General features: G+C 67.7%; 17 protein-coding genes. 5 read left to right on the top strand and 12 right to left on the bottom strand.

The features are described 5' to 3' along the window. Positions 1-685: 685 nt before the first annotated feature. Entirely contained in the window at positions 686-4258 is a 3573-nt protein-coding gene (locus J7024_RS10210) for an indolepyruvate ferredoxin oxidoreductase family protein (RefSeq protein WP_175770229.1), read from the top strand. Positions 4259-4347: 89 nt separating this feature from the next. Here J7024_RS10210 and J7024_RS10205 read toward each other — a convergent pair whose 3' ends face one another. Next, positions 4348-6015, bottom strand: a complete 1668-nt coding sequence (locus tag J7024_RS10205; RefSeq protein WP_124827775.1) for a Na+/H+ antiporter — start codon at positions 6013-6015, stop codon at positions 4348-4350. A gap of 291 nt (positions 6016-6306) precedes the next feature. Between J7024_RS10205 and J7024_RS10200 the strand changes: the two genes are divergently transcribed. The 3 genes from J7024_RS10200 (at position 6307) to J7024_RS10190 (ending at position 9562) form a co-directional block, all read left to right on the top strand. Further along, positions 6307-7593 carry a sensor domain-containing phosphodiesterase gene (locus J7024_RS10200; RefSeq protein ID WP_124827776.1) on the top strand — a complete coding sequence of 429 codons (1287 nt, stop codon included), beginning with the start codon at positions 6307-6309 and terminating at the stop codon, positions 7591-7593. A 108-nt stretch (positions 7594-7701) separates the two neighbouring features. Continuing rightward, positions 7702-8787, top strand: a complete 1086-nt coding sequence (locus J7024_RS10195) for an IS630-like element ISBmu8 family transposase (RefSeq protein ID WP_007180368.1) — start codon at positions 7702-7704, stop codon at positions 8785-8787. Between the two features lie 49 nt (positions 8788-8836). Continuing rightward, a complete protein-coding gene (locus J7024_RS10190; protein WP_175750967.1) occupies positions 8837-9562 on the top strand; it encodes a copper homeostasis protein CutC in 726 nt (241 codons plus the stop codon). Positions 9563-9709: 147 nt separating this feature from the next. Here the strand turns inward: J7024_RS10190 and bioB are convergent, their stop codons facing one another. The 9 genes from bioB to aceK form a co-directional block, all read right to left on the bottom strand. Then, a complete protein-coding gene (gene bioB, locus J7024_RS10185) occupies positions 9710-10729 on the bottom strand; it encodes a biotin synthase BioB (RefSeq protein WP_124827778.1) in 1020 nt (339 codons plus the stop codon). 36 nt (positions 10730-10765) lie between these two features. Further along, the gene (gene bioD / locus J7024_RS10180; protein ID WP_124827779.1) at positions 10766-11485 is read right to left on the bottom strand and encodes a dethiobiotin synthase; all 720 of its coding nucleotides are present in this window, start codon (positions 11483-11485) and stop codon (positions 10766-10768) included. Beyond that, a complete protein-coding gene (gene bioF, locus J7024_RS10175) occupies positions 11482-12693 on the bottom strand; it encodes an 8-amino-7-oxononanoate synthase (protein ID WP_124827780.1) in 1212 nt (403 codons plus the stop codon). Before bioF ends, bioD begins: the two co-directional genes overlap by 4 nt. Next, a complete protein-coding gene (bioA, locus tag J7024_RS10170) occupies positions 12690-14036 on the bottom strand; it encodes an adenosylmethionine--8-amino-7-oxononanoate transaminase (RefSeq protein WP_175750969.1) in 1347 nt (448 codons plus the stop codon). Before bioA ends, bioF begins: the two co-directional genes overlap by 4 nt. A gap of 535 nt (positions 14037-14571) precedes the next feature. After that, positions 14572-15843, bottom strand: a complete 1272-nt coding sequence (locus J7024_RS10165; protein ID WP_175750970.1) for a dienelactone hydrolase family protein — start codon at positions 15841-15843, stop codon at positions 14572-14574. A 107-nt stretch (positions 15844-15950) separates the two neighbouring features. Then, entirely contained in the window at positions 15951-16388 is a 438-nt protein-coding gene (locus tag J7024_RS10160) for a YchJ family protein (protein WP_199568535.1), read from the bottom strand. A 39-nt stretch (positions 16389-16427) separates the two neighbouring features. After that, complete coding sequence (locus J7024_RS10155) at positions 16428-17105, bottom strand: SDR family oxidoreductase (RefSeq protein WP_124827785.1); 678 nt, start codon at positions 17103-17105, stop codon at positions 16428-16430. Positions 17106-17228: 123 nt separating this feature from the next. Continuing rightward, entirely contained in the window at positions 17229-17996 is a 768-nt protein-coding gene (gene can / locus J7024_RS10150; protein WP_175761206.1) for a carbonate dehydratase, read from the bottom strand. Between the two features lie 57 nt (positions 17997-18053). Next, the gene (gene aceK / locus J7024_RS10145; RefSeq protein WP_124827787.1) at positions 18054-19871 is read right to left on the bottom strand and encodes a bifunctional isocitrate dehydrogenase kinase/phosphatase; all 1818 of its coding nucleotides are present in this window, start codon (positions 19869-19871) and stop codon (positions 18054-18056) included. Between the two features lie 315 nt (positions 19872-20186). On the opposite strand from aceK, the gene J7024_RS10140 reads away from it, so the two are divergent. Further along, complete coding sequence (locus J7024_RS10140) at positions 20187-21266, top strand: MBL fold metallo-hydrolase (RefSeq protein ID WP_124827788.1); 1080 nt, start codon at positions 20187-20189, stop codon at positions 21264-21266. A 15-nt stretch (positions 21267-21281) separates the two neighbouring features. Here J7024_RS10140 and J7024_RS10135 read toward each other — a convergent pair whose 3' ends face one another. Next, positions 21282-22910, bottom strand: a complete 1629-nt coding sequence (locus J7024_RS10135) for an ABC-F family ATP-binding cassette domain-containing protein (RefSeq protein WP_124827789.1) — start codon at positions 22908-22910, stop codon at positions 21282-21284. Between the two features lie 190 nt (positions 22911-23100). Further along, the gene (locus J7024_RS10130) at positions 23101-24696 is read right to left on the bottom strand and encodes an ABC transporter substrate-binding protein (RefSeq protein ID WP_124827790.1); all 1596 of its coding nucleotides are present in this window, start codon (positions 24694-24696) and stop codon (positions 23101-23103) included. Positions 24697-24756 lie beyond the last annotated feature (60 nt).

The raw sequence follows: 24756 nt of genomic DNA, 5'->3' as shown, positions 1-24756 counted from the left end.
CGGCGTTTGCGGGTAGGAGATGTCGGGTCCGGGCTGCATGCGCATGGTGGACAAGGGGCGCTGCCGATATGCGCCCGAATGGCGAGAACGACCGTCGTATCGACGAAACGGGGATGAATCCATGTGGATATCTCTCGCCGACATTCAGTCGTCGCGCTGTGAATTTCAATGGTGAGCGCCGCCCCCCGAGCGAACGGGGGTACCGATTGCGGTGTGGAAATCCCGGCCCGACGCCAGTCGAAACCCTGTGCAACCGAACGGTGAGGGCGAGCATCCGATTGCCCGGGCAGTCCGCAGATGTGGACATCTCGCACCTCCGACCAATCGGAACGCTGTGCATTTCATCGGTGAGCGCGCTTGCCGTCCGTCGCTCAAACCCCTGCCGCACGGGGCGCCAGCGCCCGTCGCCCGGCGCGCCGGCCGCCCGCTGCGCATCCTCGCCGTTTCAAGGCCATCCATCCGCGCGCCCCGACACGTCATCAACCGCCTGCCAACACCCTGCGCGAAAACTTTCTCAAATCCCGCCCGAAATCTGCGCGGTTTTTCTCGCTATCGCCTCGCCCGAGCAAGATGAGAAAAAACTTTCTCGCCTCTCCGCGAAAAAATAGAGCCATCCAGCTGCCTCCGGCCGGCGTCGCCCGACGCCCCCGCGCAGCCCAGAACAGCACAATCCGGAGACATCCCCATGACCGCTCGCCTGCCCGTCGATGGCACGCCCGCACTATCCGACTACCGTCTGACCGACAACCTGACCGCCACGCGCGGCCGGATCTTCCTGACCGGCACGCAGGCACTGGTTCGCCTGCTGCTGATGCAGCGCGCGTCCGACACCGCACAAGGGCTGAACACGGCCGGCTTCGTCAGCGGCTATCGCGGCTCGCCGCTCGGGATGGTCGACCAGCAGCTGTGGAAGGCGAAGAAACTGCTCGACGGCAGCGGCGTGCGCTTCCTGCCCGCGATCAACGAGGAACTCGGCGGCACCGCGGTGCTCGGCACCCAGCGCGTCGAGGCCGACCCGGAGCGCACCGTCGATGGCGTGTACGCGATGTGGTATGGCAAGGGCCCGGGCGTCGACCGCGCCGGCGACGCGCTCAAGCATGGCAACGCATACGGCTCGTCGCCGCACGGCGGCGTGCTGGTGGTGGCGGGCGACGACCACGGCTGCGTGTCGTCGTCGATGCCGCACCAGAGCGACTTCGCGATGATGGCGTGGCACATGCCGGTCGTGAACCCGTCGAACATCGCCGACATGCTCGAATTCGGCCTGTACGGCTGGGCGCTGTCGCGCTACTCGGGCGCATGGGTCGGCTTCAAGGCGATCTCGGAGACCGTCGAGTCAGGCTCGACCGTCGATCTCGACGCGCTGCAGACGCAATGGCCGATTCCCGCGGGCTTCACGCCGCCGCCGGGCGGCCTGCACAACCGCTGGCCGGACCTGCCGAGCCTCACGATCGAGGCGCGCCTCGCCGCGAAGCTCGACGCGGTGCGCCATTTCGCGCGCACCAACAGCATCGACAAGTGGATCGCGCCGGGCGCGCAGGCGAACGTCGGCATCGTCACCTGCGGCAAGGCGCACCTCGACCTGATGGAGGCGCTGCGCCGCCTGGATCTGACGGTCGCCGATCTCGACGCGGCCGGCGTGCGGATCTACAAGGTCGGCCTGTCGTATCCGCTCGAGATGACACGCATCGAGACCTTCGTCGACGGGCTCGCCGAAGTGCTGGTGATCGAGGAGAAGGGCCCCGTCATCGAGCAGCAGATCAAGGACTACCTGTACAACCGTGCGGACGGCGCGCGTCCGCGGGTGCTCGGCAAGCACGATGCGGCTGGCGCGTGTCTGCTGTCCGAGCTCGGCGAGCTGCGCCCGTCGCGGATCCTGCCGGTGTTCGCAGAATGGCTCGCGCGCCACAAGCCGGCGCTCGATCGCCGCGAGCGCGTCGTCGATCTCGTCGCGCCGCAGATCCTGTCGAACGAAGCCGACGCGGTGAAGCGCACGCCGTACTTCTGCTCGGGCTGCCCGCACAACACGTCGACGAAGGTGCCGGAAGGCTCGATTGCGCAGGCCGGCATCGGCTGCCACTTCATGGCGTCGTGGATGGAGCGCGATACCACCGGCCTGATCCAGATGGGCGGCGAAGGTGTCGACTGGGCCGCGCACGCGATGTTCACCAACACGAAGCACGTGTTCCAGAACCTCGGCGACGGTACCTACTTCCACTCGGGCATTCTCGCGATCCGCCAGGCGGTCGCCGCGAAGGCGAACATCACGTACAAGATCCTCTACAACGACGCGGTCGCGATGACGGGTGGCCAGCCGGTCGACGGCAGCATCTCGGTGCCGCAGATCGCGCGGCAGGTCGAGGCGGAAGGCGTGTCGCGCTTCGTCGTGGTGTCCGACGAACCGCAGAAGTACGACGGCCATCACGGGCTGTTCCCGGCGGGCACGACGTTCCATCACCGCAGCGAACTCGACGCGGTGCAGCGCGAGCTGCGCGAAACGCCGGGCGTCACCGTGCTGATCTACGATCAGACCTGTGCGGCCGAGAAGCGCCGCCGCCGCAAGAAAGGGGAATTCCCCGACCCGGACAAGCGCCTGTTCATCAACGACGCCGTGTGCGAAGGCTGCGGCGACTGCGGCGTGCAGTCGAACTGCCTGTCGGTCGAGCCGCTCGAGACGCCGCTCGGCCGCAAGCGCCGCATCGATCAGTCGTCCTGCAACAAGGACTACTCGTGCGTGAACGGCTTCTGCCCGAGCTTCGTGACGGTCGAAGGCGCGGCGCTGAAGAAGGCCGCGGGCGCGGCATTCGACGAGGCGGCGCTCGCCGTGCGCGTCGATGCGCTGCCGGTGCCGGCGACGCATCTCGACGCGGCGCCGTACGACATGCTCGTGACGGGCGTGGGCGGCACGGGCGTCGTGACGGTCGGCGCGCTGATCAGCATGGCCGCGCACCTCGAAGGCAAGAGCGCGTCGGTGCTCGACTTCATGGGCTTCGCGCAGAAGGGCGGCTCGGTGCTGTCGTTCGTGCGCATCGCGTCGAGCGACCGGTGGCTGAATCAGGTGCGCATCGACACGCAGCAGGCCGACGTGCTGCTCGCCTGCGACATGGTCGTCGGCGCGAGCGCCGAGGCGCTGCAGACGGTGCGCCACCAGCGTTCGCGGATCGTCGTCAATACGCACCGGATTCCGAACGCATCGTTCGTGCAGGACCCCGACGCGAACCTGCATGCGGACGCCCTGCTCGAAAAGATGCATCACGCGGCCGGCGACGGCTACCTGTCGAGCTGCGACGCGCAGGCGCTCGCCGCGAAATTCCTCGGCGACCGGATCGGCGCGAACATCCTGATGCTCGGTTACGCATGGCAGCTCGGCCTCGTGCCGGTGTCGCTCGCCGCGATGATGCGCGCGATCGAGCTGAACAACGTCGCGGTGCCGATGAACAAGCTCGCGTTCTCGATCGGCCGGATGGCGGCCGGCGACGCGGCAGGCCTCGACGCATTGTGGAATGCGCGTCACGCGGTGGCCGCGCAAGCGGCCCCGCAGACGCTCGCCGAGCTGATCGCCGATCGCGAGGCGCGTCTCGATGCATACGGCGGCGCGCGTTACGTCGAACGCTACCGTGCGCTCGTGAACGCGGCGCGCGCGAAAGGCGACGATGCGCTGACGCGTGCAGTCGCGACGACGTTCTACCGGCTGCTCGCGGTGAAGGACGAATACGAGGTCGCGCGGCTCTACGCGGACGGCACGTTCCGTACCGCGCTCGAAGCGCAGTTCGAAGGCGTGCCGGGGCAAGACTATCGCGTGAAGTTCAACCTCGCACCGCCGACGGTCGCGAAGGCGGGCAGCGACGGCAGCGCGCCGAAGAAACGCGTGTTCGGCCAGTGGATGTGGCCGGTGCTCGGAACGCTGGCGCGCGTGCGCAGCCTGCGCGGCACGTGGCTCGATCCGTTCGGCCGCACTGCCGAGCGCAGGATGGAGCGTGCGCTCGCGGACGACTACGAGACGACGCTCGCGCGCGCGCTCGCCGTGACGAGCGCGGCCAATGCGGCGCAGGTCGCGCAACTGGCCGACCTGCACGCCCGCGTGCGCGGCTTCGGTCACGTGAAGGTGCGCAATCTCGCCGGCGTGAAGCGCGCGGAGCGCGAGCTCGCGTTGCAGCTCGGCATCGACGCGGCGACCAGCGCGGCCGTGCAGCATGCCGTCGACGGGATGAAGGGCGCCGGGATGCTGAAGGGGATTCCGGTCGTCGTCGCGAAGTAACGCGAACGCGCGGCGGATGTGAAAACGGCGACGCTCGCGCGTCGCCGTTTTTTATGGCCGGCCGGGCAGCGGCACCGCGTGCGCCGTGTTCAGACGATGCCTTTCTTGCGCGTCGACAGCGCCGTTTCCGACAGGTCGATCTCGCGGATCAGCTTCGTCAGCGTCTCATCTGAAATCTTGCTTTCGCTGCGCAGCCGGTACAGCACCGAACGTTCCGCGCGCACGGCCGCGATCCGCATCTGGAGTTCCATCGTTTCGGCCTGCTTTGCTTCCGCGCGCGGCGTGGGGCCGTCCTCGGCGAGTGCGGCGAGGCGGCGGCGGTACTGGTCCATCACGCGTGCGGAGATGTCGGCGCAGCGGGCGGCGCCCGATTCGTCGAGATCGACCGAGATCGCGTCGTGCGACGAATCGATCGCGCGGATCGCGGCCTGCGCGGCCGCCGCGCGGGCGGTGCGTTCTTCGTCGGCAAGCGGGTTGCGCGTCGAGCGCACGCCGCGCAGCAGCAGCGGCAGGCCGATCACCGCGACGATCAGCGAGCCGAGAATCACGGCCGACGCGACGAAGATTGCGGTGTCGCGTCCGGGCAGCGGCGCGCCGTCGGACAGCGCGACGGGAATCGACAGCACGCCCGCGAGCGTGACCGCGCCGCGCACGCCGCCTACCGTCATCACCGCGATCGTGCGGATGCCGGCCATCGTGCCCGCGAGGCCCTGGCGTGCCGCGCGGCGGCTCGCGATCCAGCGCAGCAGCCACACCCACGTGAAGCGGATCGCATACAGCGCGAGCATCATCGCGCACACGTTGAAGATCATCCGGCCGACGAGCGCGTCGCTCGTGTGGTGCGCATCGACCAGCGCGCGGCCGATGATGTGCGGCAACTGCAGCCCCAGCATGATGAACACCATGCCGTTGAACACGAACTCGATCATCGCCCACGTACTTTCGGCACGCACGCGCGACGCGACCGTGCTTTTACGCGAGAAGCTCGTGTAGTTCATCATCATCCCGGCCGACACGGCCGCGAGTACGCCCGACAGGTCGAGGTGCTCGGCGAACAGATAGGCGGCGAACGGCACGAGCAGCGTCATCACGATGCCCGGGGCCGGATCGCCTTCCTGCTCGGCGTTCAGGAAGCGCGTCGACAGCGCGCTGAACACCCACGACACGACCGCCCCCGTCGCGAGCCCGCCGGCCGCGACGATCACGAACGTGACCGACGCTTCGCGCAGCGAGAACATGCCGGTGAGCGCGGCCGCGACCGCGAACTTCAGCGCGACGAGGCCGGACGCGTCGTTCATCAGCGCCTCGCCTTCGAGGATGTGCATCAGTTGCGGCGGGATGCGGCCACGGCCGGCGATGCCCGACAGCGCGACCGCATCGGTCGGCGACAGCACGGCCGCGAGCGCGAACGCGATCGGCAGCGGCAACTCGGGTATCAGCCAGTGCGCGAAGTACCCCACTGCGAGTACCGTCATGAACACGAGCCCGAACGCGAGCATCAGGATCGCGCGGCGCTGCAGGTACAGCTCGCGTTTCGGAATCCGCCAGCCGTCCGCGAACAGCAGCGGCGGAATGAACAGCAGCATGAAGATTTCGGGATCGAACGTGACGTGCAGGTTGAGCTTCGGCCACGCGAGCATCGCGCCGAACGCGATCTGCATCAGCGGCAGCGGCAGCCGCAACGGCAGCACGCGCGTGATCGCGCCGGACAGCGCGACGGTGAGCAAGAGGATCAGGACGGTGAAGACGATTTCCATCGATACGGCAAGCGTGCAGAATGAAACGACCGTACGGAGTGTAGCGTGACGGCGTGACGGGCGCGCTCGAGTGCGCCGGTGCGTGCGCACTGAAACGGTGCATCTGGCGTGCGTCACGATGGGGCGAAGACGCCGTGTGCGCGCGCGGCGCATGCGTCCACGGCTTGCACGGAGCTTGCTTGATGCTTGTCTGCCGTCCGGCATGGGCCGGGCAACCGAGGGTTACACCATGACATTGCGTGCGCCGTATCGTTCGTCAGCCGCATTCGACTGCATCACGAGGAGGAAGGTATGACGATCGAGCAACAGGAGCGTCCGGCCGCCGCGTCGCCGTACCGTTTCGAGCGGGAGATGAGCTCCGGCCTCGAGCGTCTGGCGACGCAGTATCGCGACCTGACGCTCACGACCGTGTTCCAGCCGATCTTCAGCCTGTCGCACCAGCGCGCGGTGGGTTACGAGGCGCTGTTGCGCGCGCATGACGGGCTCGACCGCGCGGTGTCGCCGCTCGACGTGTTCGGCGAGGCCGCGCGCCGGGGCGAACTGCTGCAACTCGACCGGCTCGCGCAGGCGCTGCATCTCGAGAACTTCGGGTTGCTCGGCGCCGAGCGCGAGTGGCTGTTTCTCAACGTGCATCCCGAGGTGCTCACCGACCCGTTCCAGGCCGCCGCGCTGCTCGCGAACCTGAAGCGCCTCGGCATGCCGCCGCGGCGCGTCGTGCTCGAAGTGCTCGAACAGCGCGCGGACGACGTCGAGCGGCTCGCCGACGCCGTGCGCGCATTCCGCGCGCAGGGCTTCCTGATCGCGCTCGACGATTTCGGTGCGGGCCACTCGAATCTCGAGCGGATCTGGCAACTGAATCCGGACATCGTGAAGCTCGACCGGATCATGCTGTCGCACGCGGCGCACCGCACCGGGCTCACCGCGATCCTGCACGGGCTCGTCACGCTGCTGCACGAGGCCGGCAAGCTCGTGCTCGTCGAGGGGATCGAGACCGAGCACGACGCGCAGATCGCGCTGTCGTGCGAGGCCGATTTCGTGCAGGGCTACTACTTTGGCCGCCCGGCGCCCGGGCTGCCCGACAGCGCGGCGGCGACCGGCTGCATCGGCGAGCTGACCGAGCGCTTCCGTCAGCAGACCGAGGCGCGCGAGCGGCGCGACGCGCAGCGGCTCGCGCCATACCTGCGCGCATTCGAGCGCGCGGCCGAGCGGCTGGCGGCCGGCGAGCCGCTCGACGAGGTGTGCTGGAATTTCCTCGCGCTCGACGATGCGTCGCGCTGCTTCCTGCTCGACGCGCGGGGCCGCCAGTCGGGCCGCAACGTCGTGCTGCGCGCGGATCGTGCGCTCGCCGAAGCGCGCTTTTCGCCGCTCGCGGATGCGCAGGGTGCGAACTGGCTGCGCCGGCCGTATTTCCGCACGGCGATCGCCGAGCCGGGGCGCGTGCAGGTGACGCGCCCGTACCTGTCGATCAACGAGGCGCAGCCGTGCGTGACGCTGTCGGTGGCCGTGCGCATCGGCGATGCGCAGCACGTGCTGTGCGGCGATATCGACTGGGGCGACGAGGAGGTCGGCGGCGCATAGCGCGCCCGGCATGCTGGCGCCGTTCACGCCGCTCGGCTAGTGTAGTGCGTCACAAATAATGCAACTTAATCGCGGTTTACGAGTCTCCTTGATACGGAGGGAGAACTCATGCGAATCGCGGCGAAAGTTGAGCTAAGTGAAGCACAGCGCAAACAGTTAAAGACGTGGGCTACTGGCCGGACGATTCCGGTTCGACTGGCTGAGCGCGCCAAGATGATTTTGCTCGCAGCGCAGGGAAAGACAGATAAAGAGATCAGTGCGGACCTGGCTATCTGGCGAGGCACGGTCGCACGCTGGCGCGCTCGCTTTATAGCTGACGGTGTGACGGGGATCGAGCGGGATGAGACGCGACCCGGGCGCAAGCCGAAGATCTCCGCGCGCAAGGTCAAGACCGTTGTGGCACTGACGACGCAGCAACGTCCGGATAACGCGACGCATTGGAGCACACGCAGCATGGCAGCGGTGGCCGGCATAAGTGAGGCGAGCGTGCGGCGCATCTGGCAGGCGCATGGCCTCAAGCCGCATCGGTTAGAGAGCTTCAAGGTATCGAACGACAAGCACTTTGCCGAGAAACTCGAGGACATCGTCGGGCTGTATCTCGATCCCCCGGAGCACGCCTTGGTCCTGTGCTGCGATGAGAAGTCCCAGATCCAGGCACTTGATCGGACCCAGCCGGGCTTGCCGCTCAAGCGAGGTCGCGCTCAAACGATGACGCACGATTACAAGCGCCATGGTGTGACGACGCTGTTTGCCGCGATGAACACGCTCGATGGCAGTGTCATTGGCCAGTGCCAGACTAAACATCGTCACCAGGAGTGGTTGAGCTTCTTGCGCAAGATCGATCGCAACACGCCCAAGGACAAGGAGCTGCATTTGATCGCTGACAACTATGCAACCCATAAGCACCCCGAGGTACAGGCATGGCTTGCCAAGCACCCGCGATTCCACATGCATTTCACGCCCACCAGTGCCTCTTGGCTCAACATGGTCGAACGCTTCTTTCGTGACTTATCAGTGAACCAGTTGCGACGTGCGGCGTTCCGCTCGGTACCCGAATTGGTCAGCACAATCGAACAGTACGTGCAGAAGCACAATCGTCATCCGAAACCATTCATCTGGACAGCAAAAGCCTCCGACATCCTCGCGAAAGTCACGCGTGCCAGGGCCAAACTGAATAAGATGCAATCTGTTTGACGCAGACCACTAGGATGCGCGAATTGTCCTGACGATTCGCGAGCCGCCGATGAACCGAACCGCCGCTTCCTCCGTCCTCCTCGAAGTGATCGCCACGACCGTTGGCGACGCGAAGGCCGCCGCCCGCGCGGGCGCCGACCGGCTCGAGCTCGTGACCGCGATCAGCGAAGGCGGGCTCACGCCGAGCATCGGCCTGATCGAGGCCGTCGTGGCCGCCGTGCCGATTCCCGTCAACGTGATCGTGCGCCCGCACAGCCGCTCGTTCGTCTACGACGCCGACGATCTGCGCGTGATCGAGCGCGACGTGCGTGCGGCCGTTGCGGCCGGCGCGAACGGCGTCGTGTTCGGCGCGCTCGATGCGCGCGGCGACGTCGACCTCGACGCGCTCGCGCGGATCGCGGCCGCTGCGAACGGGCGCGACCTGACGTTCCATCGCGCGTTCGACGTGTCGCGGGATCTGAATGCCGCATTCGACGCGCTGCTGCGCGTGCCGGCCGTCACGTCGGTGCTGACTTCCGGCGGCCGTCCGTCGGTGCTCGACGCAGCTGCGACGATCACGCGCCTGGTGCGGCAGGCAGCCGGCTCGACGTGCACGGTGCTGGCCGGCTCGGGGCTCACGGTCGATGCGATCGGCGATTTCGTGCTCGCCACCGGCGTACGCGCTGTGCATTTCGGCTCGGGCGTTCGGCCGCGCGGCGAGGTGCTGGCGCCCGTCGACGAACAGCAGGTCGGGCGCGTGCGCGCGGCACTCGACGGCGCGGCGGCGCACGTGTGACGTGCACACCGAAACCGCGCACGGGAGAGCAGGCGCTCGAGGGGCACGACGCGCAGCGCAGCCTGTTTCAGGACGGGTCCGCGGGATGAAAAAAAGCCGAGGCATGCCTCGGCTTCTTCATGTGCAGGCGCTGCGCGAAGCAATCGCTTACGCGTTCTCCACCAGCGCGTCGGCCTGACTCGCGCGGATGCCGAGGCGTTCGAACAGCGCGCGGTCGCGCTGCGTCTGCGGGTTGCTCGTGGTCAGCAACTGGTCGCCGTAGAACATCGAGTTCGCGCCCGCGAGGAAGCACATCGCCTGCATCGCGTCGTCGAGTTGCTCGCGGCCGGCCGACAGGCGCACGACAGCCTTCGGCATCGTGATGCGCGCAACCGCGATCGTGCGCACGAACTCGAACGGGTCGAGCGGCGCGGTGCCTTCGAGCGGCGTGCCTTCGATCGCGACGAGGTTGTTGATCGGCACCGATTCCGGGTAGGGGTTCAGGTTCGCGAGCTGCGAGATCAGGCCTGCGCGTTCGCGGCGCGATTCGCCCATGCCGATGATGCCGCCACAGCACACGTTGATGCCCGCGTCGCGCACGCGGTCGAGCGTGTCGAGGCGATCCTGGTACGTGCGTGTCGAGATCACCTGGCCGTAGAACTCCGGCGACGTGTCGAGGTTGTGGTTGTAGTAGTCGAGGCCGGCGTTCGCGAGCTGTTGCGCCTGCTCGTCCTCGAGCATGCCGAGCGTCATGCAGGTCTCGAGCCCGAGCTCCTTCACGCCGCGCACCATCTCGGTCAGCGCCGGCATGTGACGCTCCTTCGGGTTACGCCACGCCGCACCCATGCAGAAGCGGCTTGCGCCGTTCGCCTTGGCCGCACGCGCGGCGTCGAGCACCGTATCGACGTCCATCAGCTTCTCGGCCTTCAGGCCCGTGTCGTGATGCGAAGACTGCGAGCAGTAGCCGCAGTCTTCCTCGCAGCCGCCCGTCTTGATCGACAGCAGGGTCGACAGCTGCACCGCGTTCGCGTCGAAGTGCTCGCGGTGCACCTGCTGCGCGCGGAACATCAGGTCGTTGAACGGCAGCTCGAACAGCGCGACGACGTCGGCGACGCGCCAGCGCTGCGGCGTCGGTGCGGCCACGGGGATCGCGTCGGGTTGCACGGCGGCGGTCTGGGCTTGGGTCATGGTGGTTTTCCTGTCGTGGATTCGGGGATGGGGGCGTCAATGTTGCGCGGTGCGCAGCGTATCGACGAGCGCGGCGATGTCGAGCATCGCCGCGGCGGATTCGGGGGCGGCCGGGCGCATGTGCGCGATGCGGCCCAGCAGCGGCGCGCGATGCTCGCGCGCGAGCCAGTCGCGGATCGTCGCGACGTTCTCGTCGGCATACGTCATGGCCGGATCGACGTGGTTCGCGACCCAGCCCGCAAGCGTGAGGCCGCGCTGGCGAATCGCGTCGGCGGTCAGCAGTGCGTGGCTGATGCAGCCTAGCCGCATGCCGACGACGAGCACGACGGGCAGGCCGAGCGCGACCGCGAGATCGGCCGTGTCCTGCGTGTCGTTGAGCGGCACGCGGAAGCCGCCGACGCCTTCGACGACGACGACGTCCGCACGCGTCAGCGCTTCGCGGTGGCTCGCGACGATCGTGTCGATGTCGAGCGTCACGCCTTCCTGCGCGGCGACGATGTGCGGGGCCGCGGGTGCCTTCAGCAGGAACGGCGTGCGCAGCTCGGGCGGCAGCACGACGTTCGCGGCCGCATCGAGCTGGTCCGCGTCTTCGTTGCGCCACACGCCGTCGCGCTCATACGCGCCGGCCGCGACGGGTTTCAGCGCGGCCGCGCGCAGCCCGTGGCGCGCGAAGCCGTGCAACATCGCGGCCGATACGAAGGTCTTGCCGATCTCGGTGTCGGTGCCGGTGACGAAAAGGGACAGGGGCGCGTTCATGCTGCCTGCTCGCTGGCTTCGGTGAGCGCGGCTTCGAGCCGCGCGAGATCGTCGAACGAATGCGCGGCCGACAGCGAGATGCGTAGCCGCGACGTGCCGGCCGGCACCGTCGGCGGCCGGATCGCGGGCACCCACAGGCCGTGCGCGTCGAGCGAGCGCATCGCGGCGAGCGTCGCGTCGTTGCTGCCGATCACGAGCGGCTGCACGGCGGTGTGCGAATCGACCGGCTGCCAGCGCGTCTTGTGCAGCAGCGCGCGCGTGCGCTCGATCAGCGCGGCCAGGTGCGTGCGCCGTGCGTCGCCTTCGTCGCTGCCGATCACCTTCAGGCTTGCCGATACGGCATGCGCGACGGCCGGCGGCGCGGCCGTCGTGAAGATGTAGCTGCGCGCGCGCTGGATCATCCATTCGATCACCGTCTCGTGCGCGACGACGAACGCCCCCGCGACGCCGGCGGCCTTGCCGAGCGTGCCAACGTACACGAGGTTCGGCGAGCGCAGTGCGGCGGCCGCGAGCGCGCCGCGCCCCTGCGGGCCGAGCACGCCGAAGCCGTGCGCGTCGTCGACGACGAGCCATGCGCCATGGCGCTCCGCCAGCGCGACGAGTTCGGCGAGCGGCGCGATGTCGCCGTCCATGCTGAACACGGTATCGCTGACGATCAGTTTCGTTTCCGCATCGGACGCTTCGAGCAGCGCGGCGAGCGCGGCCGTGTCCGCATGCGGGTAGACCTGCACGTTCGCACGCGACAGCCGGATCCCGTCGATCAGCGATGCGTGATTCAGCGCGTCGGAGAAGATCGTCGCGTGCTTCGCCGTCAGCGCGGTCATCGCGGCGAGGTTCGCCATGTAGCCGGTGCTGAAGTACAGCGCGCGCGGCGCATCGGAGAAGCCGCCCGCGAAGCCGGCGAGTTCGTCCTCGAGCGTCGCGTGCGCGCGCGAGTGCCCGCCGAGCAGATGCGAGCCGCCGCTGCCGGAGCCGTAGCGCTGCGCGCCTTCGGCGAACGCGGCGACGAGCGCCGGGTGCGCGGCGAGGCCGAGGTAGTCGTTGCTCGCGAAGCCGACGATGTCGCGGCCGTCGACGCGCATGTGCGCGTCGCATGCGGTGTCGGCGGTGCGGCGCACGCGGCGCAGCCCTTGCGCGTCGAGTTCGGCGAGGCCGCGCTGCAGCGTGTCGAGCAGCGGCGTGGTCGTTTCAGGCACCGATCGATTCATCGCACCCCCTCCGCGAGCGTCGCGTCGAGCGTGTCGCGCGTGCGTTGCGCAAGCCACGCGATGTCGTCGTCGCTCATCACATACGGCGGCATCAGGTACACGGTCGTGCCGATCGGGCGCAGCAGCAGTTCGCGTTCGAGCGCCCGTTCGAAGAAGCGCCGCGAGAAGCCGCGTGCCGCATCGCCGTCGAGCGCGACGTCGAATGCGAACAGCGTGCCGCGTTCGCGCAGGTGGCGCACCTGCGGGTGCGCGTCGAGCGGCGCGAGTGCCGCGCGCATCGCCGCCGACTTGCGCGTGTTGGCCGCGAGCACGTCGTCGCGCGCGAACAGGTCGAGCGTCGCGACCGCCGCGCGGCACGCGAGCGGGTTGCCGGTGTACGAATGCGAGTGCAGGAAGCCGCGCGTCGTGTCGTCGTCGTAGAACGCCGCGAACACGTCGTCGCGCGTGAGCACGAGCGACAGCGGCAGGTAACCGCCGCTGATGCCTTTCGACAGGCACAGGAAATCGGGCCAGACGCCGGCCTGCTCGCATGCGAAGAAGGTGCCGGAGCGGCCGCAGCCGACCGCGATCTCGTCGGCGATCAGGTGCACGCCGAATTCGTCGCACAGCGCGCGCAGTCCGCGCACGTACGACGGATCGTGCATCGCCATGCCGGCCGCGCACTGTACGAGCGGCTCGACGATCAGCGCGGCGATCCGGTCGGCGCGTTCCGCGAACAGGCGCCGCACGTCGTCGAGCGCGCGGCCCGCGACGTCGGCGGCCGTCTCGCCCGGCAGCGCGCCGCGCGCGTCGGGCGACGCGACCACGTGCGCATTGCGGATCAGCGGATCGTACGCATCCTTGAACAGCGCGACGTCGGTCACGCCGAGCGCGCCAATGGTCTCGCCGTGATAGCTGTTCGCGACGCACACGAATTCGCGCTTGTCCGCGCGGCCGCGGTTGCGCCACGCGTGGAAGCTCATCTTCAGCGCGATCTCGACGGCCGACGCGCCGTCCGACGCGAAGAACGCATGCCCGAGCGTGCGCGCGGTGAGCGCGTGCAGGCGCTCGGCGAGCTCGATCGCCGGCTCGTGCGTGCAGCCCGCGAGCATCGCGTGCTCGAGCGTGTCGAGCTGGTCCTTCAGCGCTGCGTTGATGTCCGGGTTCGCATGGCCGAACAGGTTCACCCACCACGAACTGATCGCGTCGAAGTAGCGGCGCCCGTCGCGGTCGTATAGCCATACGCCCGCGCCGCGCGCGACGGGGATGAGCGGCAGGCGCTCGTGGTGCTTCATCTGGGTGCAGGGATGCCAGACCGCGCGCAGGCTGCGCGCGACCCAGTCGTCGGTGGCTGGCGTACTCAAGGCAACTCCGGGGGTAAAACGGCGGCGGGTATCGAACGCGATACCGCGCGGCGACAGACGAAAACGCGCTGAGATTAGCGTGTTCCGCCGCCCGTTGCACTACTGGTTACAAACGCCGCAAAGCCTTGCCGGACGGGAGTTCGGCGCAGATCGGGGCCGCTCGGAACGGTACGCGCCAGATGCCCCGAAATGACCGCAGATGACGACGTTCGAGTGACACCCCCCGACAGAAAAAAATCGTGGGGCAGGCGGGCGCCCGGTCGTGAAAAAAAAGGGCGGGAAGTGAAAAAGGGCGCGAAGCCGGGCGGCATGCGTGCTGCGATGGACGCATGGTGTGCTGAATCGGGCGCCTCAGCCGTTCGGGAAAGGCGATGAGGCCGGCCCGCGCAAGTCGCCGCAGGAGGGGCGTGGGCGGCTCACGTGACACCGGGCGCGCGCGAACGTCGTCGCGGGTTGGACGCGAGCGTTCGCGAAACGGGGAAGGGGCGGCGGACGCTGAAAAGACGCGCACTGGCGGCGCGTCGCGCGTCCCGTATCAGCGCGAAGCCAGCGCGCGCGTATCGGCGTCGTGCTGTGGGTTGCCGTCGCCGTTGTCGGCCGTCTGCGTCGCGTTCCACACGACGCGCTCGTTGACCGCATACAGCCGGCATGCGCCCGCACCCTGCTTCGTGCAGTTGTCGAGCGCGAGCGCCATCGGGTCGTCGCCGCCTTCGGCCCACGACCAGGCGCCTTCGGCCGACACCGCGAACGCGCGGCTCGGATGCTGGCTCAGGAAGTGACGATAGCCTTCGCGGCCGGCCTCGTCGAGGAACGGCACCGCGTCGACGGCATCGATCGACGCGTAGCCGGTCGCATTCGGCTCGTGCGGGTTGGCGACCGCGTAGCGCACCGACGTCGGCAGGTTCAGCTCGGCGAGGAACGCATGCACGGCCGGCCACCACACGGGCACGCCGTCGCGATCGACGATCAGCCGGTGCGCATCGTCCTTGTAGCGGCCGTAATCGATGAATTGCGCCTGCGTGCCGTGCGACACGTACGCGTCGTGCATCTGCGCGACGAGCGCCGGCGTCCACACCGAATCGTTGTCGCCGTACAGCCACAGCGAACGCACGGCCGTATGCGCGCCGTACTGGTCGAACGCGTCGACGAGATTGCGCTGCCAGCCGTCGCAGAGATCCTGGCGCAGCCCGCCGGAGAAGTTGATGATGCCGCGCACGCCGGGCGCCGCTTCGGTGCCGTACGCGACCGACACGAGGCCGCCGTGCGACGTGCCCGCGACGACGATGCGCGACGGGTCGATGTACGACTGGCGAGACATGTAGCGGATCGTCGCGGCGACGTCGGCGGCCTGTGCGAGGCCGTTCTTCTCGACGTTGCAGCCTTCCTGCTGGTACGTGCCGCCCGAACCGGCGAAGCCCTGGCGGTTCGGCGCGATGACCGCATAGCCGCGGCGCACGAATTCGCGCGCGAACGCGACCGGACGGCTGCGCGGCTGCAGATGCAGATCGCCGGTGTTCTTGCCGTGGTTGAAGACGACGAGCGGGAACGGGCCGGGGCCGTTCGGCTTGAACAGCGTGGCCTCGAGCATCACGGAGCCCGACGCATCGGCCGGAATGCTGATGATCTGCTCGTTGAGGTTCGCGGCGACCTGCGGGAGACCCGAATCGCCGTAGTCGAAACGCTCGGCATGGGCGAGCGATCCGTTTGCCGCGGATGTGTCGCCATTTGCGTTCGGCAGCGTAGCGGCCTGAGCGGCCGACAGCGCGCAGGCCGCCATCCATCCCACCAATACCTTGCTGAACGCCATTCGTAAGCCCTGCCATGCAACATGACCAATTCGAAGGTCATCGTAGCCCGACAAATTCGGGTTGTGCAATGCGGGAATTACCCGGCGTCTGACATGGCAACTATTTGTCAGCGTTCACTTACTTCACCGTCGACATAGCGCCAGAAACCGTGCTCGTCGCGCTCGAAACGGCTGGTTTCGTGAAGCCGGTATGCACGCCCGCCGATCTTGTAGCGGGCCACGAATTCGACCTCCGCGTGCCGTTCGTCGAGCGGCGCATGACGCTTGACGGCGAGACCGAGCCAGCGCGGGACGTCGGGCGCATCGGGGTCGGCATCGAGATCGGCCGGGCAGGTGCGCGCGGCCCAGGTCGCGCGCAGGTAGTCGGTTGCGCCGAGCACGTACGCGCTGTACCGCGAACGCATCAATTCGAGCGCGGTGGGTGCGGCTTCGCCGCCGTCGATGAAGCGGCCGCAGCAGGCCGCATAACGCGGGGCCGGCGCTTTGCCGGCGGCAGCGGGGGACGCGCCGCCGCACGGGCACTCGTCAGGTCGGTTCGAAGTCATGCGAATCGTGAATTAACGACGCAGGGTTGTGAGTCCGGCTTACCAGCTCAGCTCGACGCCGTCGTACTGGAAGAATCGGCCGTTGGCCTGCGAGATGTCCGCGCCGGCTTCGGCGATCACGCGGCGCATGCCGGTGACGCTCGTTTCCGGATCGATCGCGGCCTGCGAGCCGCCCATGTCGGTGCGCACCCAGCCGGGATGCAGCGAGATGCACGCGGCGTGGCGCGTCTGCAGCGACGCGATGCGCAGCACGTCGTTCAGCGCGGCCTTGCTCGCGCGATACAGCCAGCCGGTCGTGCCGGTCGCCTCGGCGATGCTGCCCATCCGGCTCGACATGACCGCCAGCACGCCGCGCGCGTCCTCGACGAGCGGCAGCAGGATCGGCAGCAACTGCATCGGCCCGCGCACGTTCGTATGCATGACCGCGTCGAAATCCTCGGAGGCGATCGTTTCGACGCCTTCGGTGCGCGGCCCGTAGACGCCGGACACGACCACCGCCGCGTCGAGCCGTTCGCCGTCGAGCTTCCAGCCGAGCGCTGCGATCTGCTCGGGCTGAGCGATGTCGAGCGCATGCGCGTGCGCGCCGAGCTCGCGCAGCGCGGCGAGCGACGCGTCGTCGCGCGCGGTGGCGATCACGTTCCAGCCGTCGCGCCGGTATTGCCGGACGAATTCGCGCCCCAAGCCGCGCGATGCGCCGACGATCAGTACGGTTTTCATGTTCGCCGCTCCTTTTCGTTGCACCGCCGAGGCGGCGGTGCCGGTGTCAGATCAGTTCGTGCCCGCGGGGATCGCCGCGCCCGGGCATGCGGCCTTGACTGCCGGAAGCGGCGTCCGCGCCGCTTACTTCGCGTCGCCACACGGCTTCAGCGTATCGGCGACCGCCGGTGCGACGCCGTCGAGCCGTGCCGCGTCCGCGGCAACCATGTCGTTGTCGGGTGCATGCTGGCCGCGCGCGGTGAGCGCCGCGACGCAGCGCCGGTAGGTCGTATCGAGCGCTTCGAAGCTCGATACGGCCATCCCGAGGTTGCGCATGCGCCCGTCGTGCACGCCGTACACGAGCCCGTGCACGGTGAGCGACTGGCCGCGCGCCCACGCGTCGTTGACGATCGTCGTGCGGCACACGTTGACGACCTGTTCGATCGAGTTCAGCTCGATCAGGCGGCGATAGCGCGCTTCGCCGACCGGCCATTCGTCGAGCAGCGCCGCGTGACGCTCGCGCACGTCCTGCACGTGGTGCAGCCAGTTGTCGGCGAGGCCGACGCGCCGGTTGTGCAGCGCCGCGTTCACGCCCGAGCAGCCGTAGTGGCCGACGACCATGATGTGCTTCACGCGCAGGATGTCGACCGCGAACTGGATCACCGACAGGCAGTTCAGGTCGCTGTGCACGACGACGTTCGCAATGTTACGGTGAACGAACACTTCGCCCGGCGGCAGGCCGATGATCTGGTTCGCGGGCACGCGCGAATCCGAGCAGCCGATCCACAGATATTCCGGCGCTTGCTGGTCGGCCAGGCGCGCGAAGAAATCCGGATCCTCGGCGAGCTGGCGCTTGACCCAGGCGTCGTTGTTGTCGAACAGGTGTGAAAGCGGATTGTCTTGGGTATTCATCGGAGTGGATTCCGTTGGCGGAAATCGGGTCGATAACGGGTTCGAGGTGCTCGGGCGTCAGGCGGCGCGCTGCGCGTCGCCTTCCCCGTCATGGGCATCCGTCGCGTCGAAGCGTGCGGGATAGCGCACGCGAAAGCGCATCGACACGTCGTACGGGTAAAAGTCGGGCAGCTCGCCCTGCAGCAGCTTGTCCTTGCTTGCCTGCCACAGCGCGGGTTCGAAAAAGTCCGCGTGATGCTTCATGAACACCGAGCGCACGCGCGGGTCGCCCAGCAGGAACGGTCCGTAGGTTTCCGGAAAGATGTCGTGCGGGCCGACGGTATACCACGGTTCGCCGGACAGCTCGTCTTCTTCATTGCGCGGCGGCGGCACGCGCCGCACGTTGCAGTCGGTCAGGTATTCGATTTCGTCGTAGTCGTAGAACACGACGCGGCCGTGGCGCGTGACGCCGAAATTCTTGTACAGCATGTCGCCGGGGAAGATGTTGGCCTTCATCAATTCCTTCACCGCGTTGCCGTACTCCTTCACGCCGTGCTCGATGTCCGCATCGGTGCCGTTCTGCAGGAACAGGTTCAGCGGCGTCATCCGGCGTTCGATATACAGGTGCCTGATCACGAGGTTGCCGTCCTCGTATTCGAGCAGCGACGGCACTTCCTTCTCCAGTTCGCGCACGAGCGCATGGTCGAGCCGCGCGATCGGCAGGGCGACGCTCGAATATTCGAGCGTGTCGGCCATCCGCCCGAGGCGGTCGTGGCGCTTCACGAGCTGGTACTTCTCCATGATCTGCGCGCGCGTCGTTTCCTTCGGGGGCGGGAAGTGATCCTTGATGATCTTGAACACGTACGGGAACGACGGCAGCGTGAACACGAGCATCACGAGGCCCTTGATCCCGGGCGCGATGATGAAGCGGTCGCTCGAGTGCGACAGATGGTGCAGCAGGTCGCGGTAGAACAGGTTCTTGCCCTGCTTCTGCAGCCCGACCGACGTGTAGATCTCGGCCTTCGGCTTGCCCGGCATGATCGTGCAGAGGAAATCCACATACGCGGACGGCACGCCCATGTCGACGAGGAAATACGAGTGCGAGAAGCTGAAGATGATCTGCAGCTGGTCGCGGCGCAGCAGCACGGTGTCGAGCGCGAGCACGCCCGGCCGCACGTGACGGATCGGCACCGCGAACGGCAGCACGCGATCGGCATTGATGATGCGGCCGACGATGTACGCGCTCTTGTTGCGGAAGAACAGCGACGACAGCACGTGGATCTGGAAATTCGGCGCTTCTTCGAACTGGCCGAATTCGTCGGTGATCGCCTGCATCACGCAGCCGATGTCGCGCGCGAGATCCTCGAACGGCGGCTCCAGCTGGAAGTTCGTGACGATGCGCTCGAGCGTGGCCGCGAGCCCGTCGGTGGCCGGGTAGTACGCGCGATAGGTCGGCTTCGCGGCCGGCTCGTCGTTCTCGAGATATTCGGTCGAGATCGCGGGCCGCACGAAGATGAAATCGTTGCTGAAATACGAGCGATGCAGGATCTTGCAGCACACCGAATTGAAGAACGTTTCCGCGCATTCGGGCTGCCGGTGCGACGTGAGCAGGCCGATGTAGTGCAGCTTGATCTGCTGCCACACCTCGTCGTCGATGTCTTCCGCGTCGTATTCGTCCTGCAGCACCTCGACGCATTCCTTCACGCGATCGTCGTACGACGTGATCCGCTCGCGCGCTAGCCGCTGCAGTCCGTGCCAGTCGGTGCGCTCGTATAGGGTCTTCGCTTCGACGGCAGCCTCCCGGAAGATCCGGTAGTGGCGGTCGAAGTATTCGAGCATCGTCTGGGCGACGTCGAAACCGATCTGCGACGACAGCAGCTTGGGGAAGTGATTCATTGCGTGCAGGCTCGTTCAAGAGGGGCTGTAAGCAGTCGCCATTTTAGCGCCCAAGTCGGCGATTCAATGACTTTCGCGGTGCGGTATCGAGCGTCGTCAATGTGCAGGTTATTCGCCGTTGAGTGCCGTTCGGTGCATCTTCGCGTAAAGATACGGGTACGGAACCGATTCTGGCACGAACTTTTTTTGCCCGGCGAGCGCGTGCCGGGCACGCGTTTCGCGCGACGGCGATAGAATCGACGCGATGCCCGCGGCGGCGCTTTCGCATCCGCATCGGCAACCGTACTGCAACGATAACGACGAGACGCCCCACCGATGAATGCCCTGGAACACCAACTCGACTATCCCTTCGCCGACACGCTGCCTGCCGCGGGCGACACGTTCGAGGTCGCGCCCGGCGTGCGCTGGCTGCGCATGCCGCTGCCGTTCTCGCTCGACCACATCAATCTCTGGCTGCTGCGCGACGAGATCGACGGGCAGGCCGGCTGGACCGTCGTCGACTGCGGGATCTCGTCGGACGCGATCCGCACGCACTGGGAACAGATCTTCGACCGGCATCTCGACGGGCTGCCGGTGCTGCGCGTGCTGGTCACGCACTGCCACCCCGATCACTTCGGTCTCGCGAACTGGCTGTGCGAGGGCGGCGACAAGGGCCGCTGGAATGTGCGGCTGTGGATGACGCTCGGCGAATACATGTTCGGCTGCCTGATGGCGGCCGGCAACGGCTCGAACGCGGGCGGCGCGGCCGCGGCCGATCACTTCGCGCGTCACGGGCTGACCGATTCCGCCGCGCTCGACAAGCTGCGCAGCCGCCGCAGCTACTACTCGGATCTCGTGCCGGCCGTGCCGCCGCGCTACCGGCGCCTGCGCGAAGGCGATACGGTGAAGATCGGCGCACGCACGTGGTGCGTCGTCACCGGCTACGGCCATTCGCCCGAGCATTGCGCACTCCACAGCGAAGCGGACGGCGTGCTGATCTCCGGCGACATGGTGCTGCCGCGCATCTCGACGAACGTGTCCGTGTTCGATCTCGAACCGGAGGCGAACCCGCTCGCGCTGTATCTGGAGTCGCTCGGCCGCTACGAGACGATGGCGCCCGACACGCTCGTGCTGCCGTCGCACGGCAAGCCGTTCCGCGGCGTGCGCACGCGCATCGCGCAACTGCGCGCCCACCACGACGCGCGGCTCGACGAAGTGCGGGCCGCGTGCGCGGAGAAGCCGGCGAGCGCGGCCGACATCGTGCCGATCATGTTCCGCCGCCGCGAGCTCGACATCCACCAGATGACGTTCGCGCTCGGCGAAGCGCTCGCCCACCTGAACCTGCTGTGGCTTACGGGCGAACTCGTGCGCGAGCAGGGCGACGACGGCGTGCTGCGTTTTCGCACCGCGCGCTGAGCGCGCGGCGTCACGTCACGCGACGGGTTCGTAACGCCACCCGTCGCGCTGCCATTGCATCGTGTGCGTCGGCTCGAGCGCCGCGAGAAACGCGGCGTCGTGCGACGCGGCCACGATTGCGCCGGGAAAGCCTGCCAGTGCGGCTTCGATCGCGCGCACCGATTCGAGATCGAGGTGATTGGTCGGCTCGTCTAGCAGCAGCATCTGCGCCGGCGTACCGCGCCACAACGCACACGCGAGCGCGGCCTTCAGCCGTTCGCCGCCGCTCAGGCGCTGCGCCGGCTGAGTCGCGCGGGCGCCGTCGAGCTGCAGCAGCGCGAGCCGGCTGCGCAGGTCGCCTTCGGCGAGCGACGTATCGAGGCGTCCCAACTGCTCGACGATCGAGCGCTCGGGATCGAGCAGCGCGAGTCGCTGGTCGAGATACGCGGCGCTCACGTGCGTCGTGCAGGTGCCCGAACGCGGCGCGAGTTCGCCGGCGAGCATCCGCAGCAGCGTCGATTTTCCGCAGCCGTTCGGGCCCGTCAGCGCGATGCGAACCGGGCCGCTGGCCGACCACGTGATCGCGTCTGCGCACCACGGCAATTGCGCTCGATCGAGCGTGAACAGCCGACGGCGTGCGCTGACCTCGGTGCCAGGCAACGACACGAGCACCGGCGCATCGGCTTCGACGCGCGCGGCGGCCTCCTGTACGCGTTCGTCGAGCGTCGCCTTGAAGTCGTTCTGATGACGCCGGACCTGACCCATGATGTTGCGCGCCGCACCCTTGCGGCTCTGACGTGCGCCCGATGACAGGTTGGCCGTCTTCGCATCGCGCAGCGAACCGGCCGCGTGGCGCTGGATCGTGTCGTGCTCCCGTTCTAGCCGGCGCCTCACGCGTCCGCGCTCCGTACGGGCATGCTCGAGCGCGGCCTGCGCGGCACCCTGTTCCGCGTCGCGCTGCGCACGATACAGCGCGTAGTTGCCGCCATACGCGCGCGCGCCGTGCGGCGTCAGCTCGACGATGCGCCGCACGTGCGCGAGCAGCGCGCGGTCATGGCTGACGATGACGACGCCGCCGCGCCAGCCGTCGAGCGCTGCGCGCAGCCACGCACGGCCCGGTGCGTCGAGATGGTTGGTCGGTTCGTCGAGCACCAGCAGCCCGGCGTCCGACAGCAGCGCACCGATCAGCGCGACGCGCGCGCGCTGGCCGCCGCTCAGCGTCCGAGCGCGCGTATCGGCACGCACGTCCGGCAGGCCGGCTGCGTCGAGCGCCGCGCGCAGCCGCTCGGCCAGATCCCAGCGCGCGCCGATCAGGTCGAAGTCGGGCGCGTCCGCGTGGCCGTCCGCGACGCGGGCGAGGGCGGCGAGCGGTGCATCGAGCGCGGCGATTTCGGCGACGGTTCGCGTGTCGTTCGGCGCGTCGTCGTGCTGCTGCGCGACGCAGGCGACCAGCGTGTGCCGTTCGATCGTGCCCGCGTGCGGTGTGCGCCGGCCCGCGATCAATTGCGCGAGCAGGCTCTTGCCGACGCCGTTGCGCCCGACGATGCCCGTCGGCGTGCGGTCGATGGCGAGGTCGAGCGAATCGAACAGCGTGAAGCCGTCGTCGAAGCGGAAGGAAACGTGATGAAACGCGACGAGCGCGCCAGCCGGCGTGGCAGCAGCCATAAGCACCTCCGAAAATGCATGAAACCCTTCGCGCGGCGTGCTTGGCACGGCGGCGAAAACATTTTTGGGAAGGCTTAGTTGTTCACTTTGACTGGCGTCCGGTATGAGGAATGAGCGCGCAGTGTAGCAAGCGCGGCGCGCGAGCCGCAAGCGAACGGCGATGCCGCCGTCGCTTGCGCGCCACGCGTGGTTACTGCACGGAGACCGTCGTGAAGTTCTGGCGGCCGAACGGGCTGACGTGATAGCCGCTCACGTTCGAGCGCGTGAGCGCCGCCGCCGTCGGGTAGCCGAGCGGAATCCACAGGGCCTGGTCGTGGATGATCTTTTGCGCCGTTTCGTACAGCTTCGCGCGCTTCGCCTGATCGGCCGTCGACTTGCCGTCGGCGATCAGCTTGTCGAGCTGCGCATCGCAGAAGCGCGCGAAGTTGATGCCCGATTTCACCGCATTGCAGCTGAACAGCGGCGACAGGTAGTTGTCCGGATCGCCATTGTCGCCGGCCCAGCCCATGAACAGCATGTCATGCTGGCCGAGCTTCGCCTGCTTGATCAGTTCGCCCCACTCGATCACCTTCACTTCGGCCTTCACGCCGATCTTCGCGAGGTCGGCCTGCAGCAGTTCCGCGCCGGCCTTCGGGTTCGGGTTCAGCACGCTGCCGGTCGGACGCGTCCAGATCGTCGTCGAGAAGCCGTTCGGGAAGCCTGCCTGCGCGAGCAGCTGCCTTGCCTTCGCGGGATCGTACGAATACGGCGCGATGTCCTTCGCGTAGCTCCACGTGTTCGGCGGATACGGGTTGTTCGCGGGCGTCGCCGTGTTGTCGAACACGACCTTCAGGTAGGTCGTGCGATCGAATGCGAGGTTCAGCGCTTCGCGCACTTTCTCGTTGTCGAGCGGCTTCTTCTGCGTGTTCAGCGCGACGAACGCGGTCATGAACGCGGGCGTCTGCACGACCTTCAGCGCGCTTTCGCCCTTCGCGGCGAGCACGTCCTGCGGTTTCGGCGACAGCGCGATCTGGCATTCGCCGGCCTTCACCTTCTGCATGCGCACCGACGCGTCGGGCGTGATCGCGTAGATCAGCCGGTCGACCTTCGGCTTGGCGCCCCAGTAGGTCGGGTTCACGTCGTAACGGATCAGCGCGTCCTTCGTGTAGCTCTTGAGCACGAACGGGCCCGTGCCGATCGGTTTCGCGTTCAAGTCGGCCTGCTTGCCGGCCTTCAGCAGCTGGTCGGCGTATTCGGACGAGTAGATCGATGCGAAGCCCATCGTCAGGATCGGCACGAACGTCGCGTTCGGCTCGTTCAGCACGAACTTCACCGTGTTGTCGTCGACCTTCGTGACCGACTTCACCAGCTTCACGAGGCCCATCGACTGCGCGTGCGGGAAGCCGCTCGCGCCGGCGACCTTGTGCCACGGGTTCGAATCGTCGAGCATCCGCGAGAACGTGAACACCACGTCGTCCGCGTTCAGCGGGCGGCTCGGCTTGAAGTAGTCGGTGGTCTGGAAGGCAACGTTCGGGCGCAGGTGGAACGTGTACGTCAGGCCGTCGGCGCTGGCGTCCCATTTGTCGGCGAGCGCGGGCACGACCTTCTTCGCGGCTTCGTCGTACGACACGAGCGTGTTGAAGATCACGTCGGCCGATGCGTTGGTCGTGACGAGCGAGTTGTACTGCACGACGTCGAAGCCGTCCGGGCTCGATTCCGTGCAGACGGTGAGCGGCTTCGCGGCGGCGAGGCCGGGAGTGGCGAGAGCGGCGGCGACCGCGGCCGCGGCGAACAACTTGACGTGCATAGGATCTCCCACGTGGCTTGTGTTTTTTGCTGGGTGACGGGATGCGGGCGCGGCCGGAAG

This window comes from Burkholderia sp. WTPI3 (genome assembly GCF_021483755.1).
Taxonomy (GTDB): Bacteria; Pseudomonadota; Gammaproteobacteria; order Burkholderiales; family Burkholderiaceae; genus Burkholderia.
The sequence above is the reverse complement of the archived record's forward strand: the minus strand, read 5'-3'. Positions and strand labels throughout refer to the sequence as shown.

Bases quoted from the DNA above. Each gene is read 5' to 3' on its own strand.
- J7024_RS10210 (WP_175770229.1), top strand. From the start codon at position 686: ATGACCGCTCGCCTGCCCGTCGATGGCACGCCCGCACTATCCGACTAC.
- J7024_RS10205 (WP_124827775.1), bottom strand. From the start codon at position 6,015: ATGGAAATCGTCTTCACCGTCCTGATCCTCTTGCTCACCGTCGCGCTG.
- J7024_RS10200 (WP_124827776.1), top strand. From the start codon at position 6,307: ATGACGATCGAGCAACAGGAGCGTCCGGCCGCCGCGTCGCCGTACCGT.
- J7024_RS10195 (WP_007180368.1), top strand. From the start codon at position 7,702: ATGCGAATCGCGGCGAAAGTTGAGCTAAGTGAAGCACAGCGCAAACAG.
- J7024_RS10190 (WP_175750967.1), top strand. From the start codon at position 8,837: ATGAACCGAACCGCCGCTTCCTCCGTCCTCCTCGAAGTGATCGCCACG.
- bioB (WP_124827778.1), bottom strand. From the start codon at position 10,729: ATGACCCAAGCCCAGACCGCCGCCGTGCAACCCGACGCGATCCCCGTG.
- bioD (WP_124827779.1), bottom strand. From the start codon at position 11,485: ATGAACGCGCCCCTGTCCCTTTTCGTCACCGGCACCGACACCGAGATC.
- bioF (WP_124827780.1), bottom strand. From the start codon at position 12,693: ATGAATCGATCGGTGCCTGAAACGACCACGCCGCTGCTCGACACGCTG.
- J7024_RS10165 (WP_175750970.1), bottom strand. From the start codon at position 15,843: ATGGCGTTCAGCAAGGTATTGGTGGGATGGATGGCGGCCTGCGCGCTG.
- J7024_RS10160 (WP_199568535.1), bottom strand. From the start codon at position 16,388: ATGACTTCGAACCGACCTGACGAGTGCCCGTGCGGCGGCGCGTCCCCC.
- J7024_RS10155 (WP_124827785.1), bottom strand. From the start codon at position 17,105: ATGAAAACCGTACTGATCGTCGGCGCATCGCGCGGCTTGGGGCGCGAA.
- can (WP_175761206.1), bottom strand. From the start codon at position 17,996: ATGAATACCCAAGACAATCCGCTTTCACACCTGTTCGACAACAACGAC.
- aceK (WP_124827787.1), bottom strand. From the start codon at position 19,871: ATGAATCACTTCCCCAAGCTGCTGTCGTCGCAGATCGGTTTCGACGTC.
- J7024_RS10140 (WP_124827788.1), top strand. From the start codon at position 20,187: ATGAATGCCCTGGAACACCAACTCGACTATCCCTTCGCCGACACGCTG.
- J7024_RS10135 (WP_124827789.1), bottom strand. From the start codon at position 22,910: ATGGCTGCTGCCACGCCGGCTGGCGCGCTCGTCGCGTTTCATCACGTT.
- J7024_RS10130 (WP_124827790.1), bottom strand. From the start codon at position 24,696: ATGCACGTCAAGTTGTTCGCCGCGGCCGCGGTCGCCGCCGCTCTCGCC.